Here is a 4,134-nt window from a genome sequence, read left to right as displayed (position 1 = left end):
GATTTACAGATTACCTGGATTAAAGAAACAAACTCATAACTTTTCACGATTCTAATCCTGTCCATCCTTTAATCCCATAAATCCCGGTTCAGACATTTTCCACCACCTTGATCTCTTCTTCCGTCAGCCCGTACAACTGATAAACCAGCTTGTCAATCTGCGCGTCGGTGGCGGCTATCTGACGCTGCAACTGCTCCTGACTGCAAGTTGTCTCGAAAGAAGGGCAAATTAACATTACTGATTGCATTACCCTTTCCGTCAAATGACTGTTCGCCAGAACCGAATTTCGTTATTATCTGCTAACATAATCTCGTCAAAATATTTCTCAAGTATAACAGTAGTCTGAGCTACGTCATAACCAAATTGGACGACATGCATCCATACTCCACGTGTGTAAATTGCAACTGCGTTAGCAAGTAAATCCTGTTGAATTTTCCTAGGAACTGCACGTTGCTTTATAATACCTTCTGAACCATAATTTCCAATTGTTGATGTTGCAATTTGTGATACGATAATAGAATCACAATGAGCGATACTTGAGAAAACCGGATAGAGTTTTCCAAAATCGAATTGATTCCCTACGAGTTCGGTTATTTTTGGTTTTTGTTGCCCAATCCCAATTCTTTTACCATTTCTATCTAAGACCTTTGAGAAGCCTAAATTTAAAGCAAGGGCTTCAATATCGTCAATGCGCTTTTCAATATCATCTTTTTTTATAGGATCAAATTTATTTGCCATTTTCAATTGTTCTTTTAAAGAATAAAACCGTAATGCAAAACTTCTGCTAACTCTTTCGGAGTTGTTAATATCTGGGTCCAACAGCCAAGTCGCAATGGAGGCGGCTTCCAGAAGTCCTCTTGCGCATGTCCATGGTGAGACAGCATATTCTTCTTTAGCCACAAGATTATCAAGAGCTTCAAGATGATCAGATGAAGATTCTAATGCAATTAAACCCATAGAAAAAGCTGTTTTAACTGATTCAGGTCGTTGATAAGATTGCATTTCTATAAATGCTGGAGATCCTATCTTAGGATTTACTCCTTCCTTATTTCTTATAGTATTTAGTTTCAGGAGCAGTTGAATTACGGGAGAGAATGTTTCTGTGTTCATATTTCTTCCACATTTTTTATTTTTTACGCTGACATATTTCCTTCGACGATGGCGATTTCGGCGTCTGTCAGGTCGTATAATTCGTACACCAGTTTGTCAATCTGCGAATCAGTGGCGGTAATCTGACGCTGAATGACCTCTTTCTCCTGCGGCGTATTGACCTCCGGCAGACGCTTATGTAACGCCAGCATCGTCTCAACCAGCGATACCATGCGATCGTGCCGGGCTTTGTCTGCCGGATTATTGAAGTCGATGGTGCGGATGGGAATACTGAGCAATGCATTCTTCAGGACATCAATTGTTATAAAGAACTCCTGATAAAAATAATTCACGAGGCGCGAATTTATGACTCCGAGTAGGTATTTCAGAGAATGCATACTACCTTTGTCTAAAAGTAGCATGGCATCTTTTACATATAGTCCGCCTTGATCATAAGTGGCGATGAGTATCTTACCCATTCTGGCAACTAGGATTTTCTCTGCTTCAAAGCGTGTGGTTTCGCCGGGTCGTGCTGTTTTCCTATTCTGGGTCATTTTTTCTGGAACATACCATACATATTCACATGGAGAATCGTGCCAATAGCGCTTTATATTTGCGCTACGTATGAAAAATTTACTTTCATTGTAATTCTTGCTCTTATGAATAAACTGATTATCATCCCCAGTTTTAAATCCGTACATAAAAATGATAAAATCAGACAATGGCTTGCCGACTTGTTTGACCTTATCAATTACAGATTGACTTGATTCTCGTCCGTACAACTGAAAGTTATAGAGGTAGGCATTATCAATGTCTCTCTGTCTAAACTCACGTACAGGACAGATTGCTCCGCCTACATCAATGTGCTCAACAACAATTTGATCATCTTTTTCATTCATTTTTTCATCTATTCTTTGTACGATGAAAATACATGTTTCAACTGTTGCATTTGCAAAGACTTTCTTTGGGAGCTGAACCAATTTGATAATTCGCGTTCTATTAGTCATGAATTCGCGAATTTTTGTAAAACTTTCAAGCGAAGTCCAAGTTTGAGGCACAATGAATCCAAACAAACCAGTTGGTCGGATTAACTTGATCGCGCGTTCCATGAAACACGAATATAAATCTGATTTTGCGACAAAAGTAGTGTAGTGCGCCCAAAGAAGTTTCTTTATTTCTTGGGATAGATTTTGCGGGCGAACATACGGCGGATTCCCGATCACCGCATCAAAACCCTTTGCGCTCTCTGCGTCTTTGCGAGAGAATATCTCCGGGAATTCCTTCTCCCAGTCGAAGACGTTGATCCGCAGTGCCTCTTTTTCATCAAAAAGATTCGCCTGTTTTTGTTCATAATAATCAGGACCGATCAGCGAGTTGCCGCATTTGATATTATTGGCGAGGTTCGGCAGGGCGCGTTCGTGCCAGAGTCCCAATTGCCGCGCGAGGGTCTCACTGTTCTCGTTTTCCAGCACTTTCAGCAGGAGACTGAGTTTGGTGACTTCCACGGCGTTAGAGTCAATATCCACGCCATAGAGATTGTTCAGCAGGATGCGCTTCTTCTCGGCGGTCGCGAGAAACCAGTCGCCGCCCTTGCCGGAAAAGATCGCCTGCGTCGCGGCTTTGCGTTTTCCTTTTTCCGCCTTAACGACCGGAATGACGCCGGTCTTCTCGTATTCCTTGCGGTAATATTCCAGGTGCCAGTCCATCAGGTATTGATAGGCGCCAAGTAGGAACGAACCAGAGCCGCAGGCGGGATCGAGAATGCGCAGTTCGGAAACATTGGCGGGTGTCTTGTCTTCCAGCAATTTGCCGACGGTGTTTTTCACGATGTAATCGACGATGTACTGAGGCGTGTAATAGACGCCGCCAGCTTTGCGCACTTCCGGCTTTTCCTCGATGCGGGCATGATGTCCGGCGGTCAGCGAAATGCGTTTTCCGAGGAATTGTTCGTAGGCGTTACCCAGCACTTCCACGGGCAGAACGCTGAATTCATACGGACAATCGGGATAATAGAGATTGCGGACGATCTCTTTCAGCAATTTATCGTCAATCGTCAGGGTCGGCGTGATCGTATCGGGATTGATGCCGTCCTTTTCGTTGAAATGGAACAGCCCGGAATTATAGCGTTCGTCCGCGCGGTAATAAATCTCGACCAAACGCGGATAAATGCGCTCGCCGTTCAATAAAGATTGAAGCGGATATTGGGTTTCGATGCCGCGATCTTCGCTCATGCGCAGGAAGATCAGGCGGTCGATGGTGAATTGCACGGCGTAATTCAGTTCGCGCTCGGATAGATTGAGATTGCGCAGGGCAATGTTACGTGCCAGCAGGATGCGCCAGTTATCCAGATCGTTCAAAAAGTCGCGGTCGATCTCGGCGCGCGGCTTTTTCCCCTGTTTATTCTGGATAAATCGCTCGAAGTCGCCGCGTAGCACCGCTTCTTTGGAAAATGCCGCGTGGATGGATTCCCAATTCTCAACGTATTCCTGATAAGTGTAATAAAGCATGCGTCCGACATGCGTTTTGTCCGTGATGGCGGGTTTGAGCGTCGTATCGTAAACGATGAATTCCTCGAAATCGGTCAGGATCGAGACGGGCAGTTTTGCGCTGTAGGCATATCGGCGCAATTGGAACGCCGGAGCGGGATCGTTTTTCAAATCGACGGACGGTTTCTTGGTTTCTAAGAAGAATATGCGTTTGCCGCCGATGCGGAAGGAATAGTCCGGGGCTTTCGTGTTTAATCCGACCCGGACTTCGTCTTCGTGGATTACATCACGGAATGCTAATGAATAACCAGATACGTTATTTACGTCCCAGCCAAGCAATTCCCAGAACGGATTGACGAATTCCACACGCACTTGCGTTTCGTTGTATTTTGGATTCTTGTATTCGGCGATGTTGCGGGCGAATTTTTCGACAAGTTCGGTGATTGATGCGGTCATGATTCCTTTCATCCGTTCCAGAGGGTTTTGATATGATCGAAACGAGCCATTGATTTGTACGGATTTAAACTATCGACTTTTTTGAAATAAAACAATTTATCCT

General features: G+C 44.2%; 3 protein-coding genes. All 3 read right to left on the bottom strand.

Features of this window, described 5'->3' with window-relative positions; translation table 11 throughout:
* Positions 1–88: 88 nt before the first annotated feature.
* The 3 genes from WC659_07205 to WC659_07195 are packed head-to-tail and all read right to left on the bottom strand — an operon-like array spanning position 89 to position 4,031.
* Positions 89–262 (bottom strand): hypothetical protein, encoded by a 174-nt coding sequence (locus tag WC659_07205; protein MFA4873683.1) that lies wholly within the window; start codon positions 260–262, stop codon positions 89–91.
* Complete coding sequence (locus WC659_07200) at positions 259–1,110, bottom strand: hypothetical protein (GenBank protein MFA4873682.1); 852 nt, start codon at positions 1,108–1,110, stop codon at positions 259–261. Before WC659_07200 ends, WC659_07205 begins: the two co-directional genes overlap by 4 nt.
* Positions 1,111–1,133: 23 nt before the next feature.
* Positions 1,134–4,031 carry an N-6 DNA methylase gene (locus WC659_07195; protein ID MFA4873681.1) on the bottom strand — a complete coding sequence of 966 codons (2,898 nt, stop codon included), beginning with the start codon at positions 4,029–4,031 and terminating at the stop codon, positions 1,134–1,136.
* Between the last annotated feature and the right edge of the window lie 103 nt (positions 4,032–4,134).

Source organism: Patescibacteria group bacterium (genome assembly GCA_041645165.1).
GTDB lineage: Bacteria > Patescibacteriota > Patescibacteriia > 2-02-FULL-49-11 > 2-02-FULL-49-11 > 2-02-FULL-49-11.
Note: the sequence above shows the minus strand (reverse complement) of the source record. Positions and strands in the feature narration are given on the sequence as shown.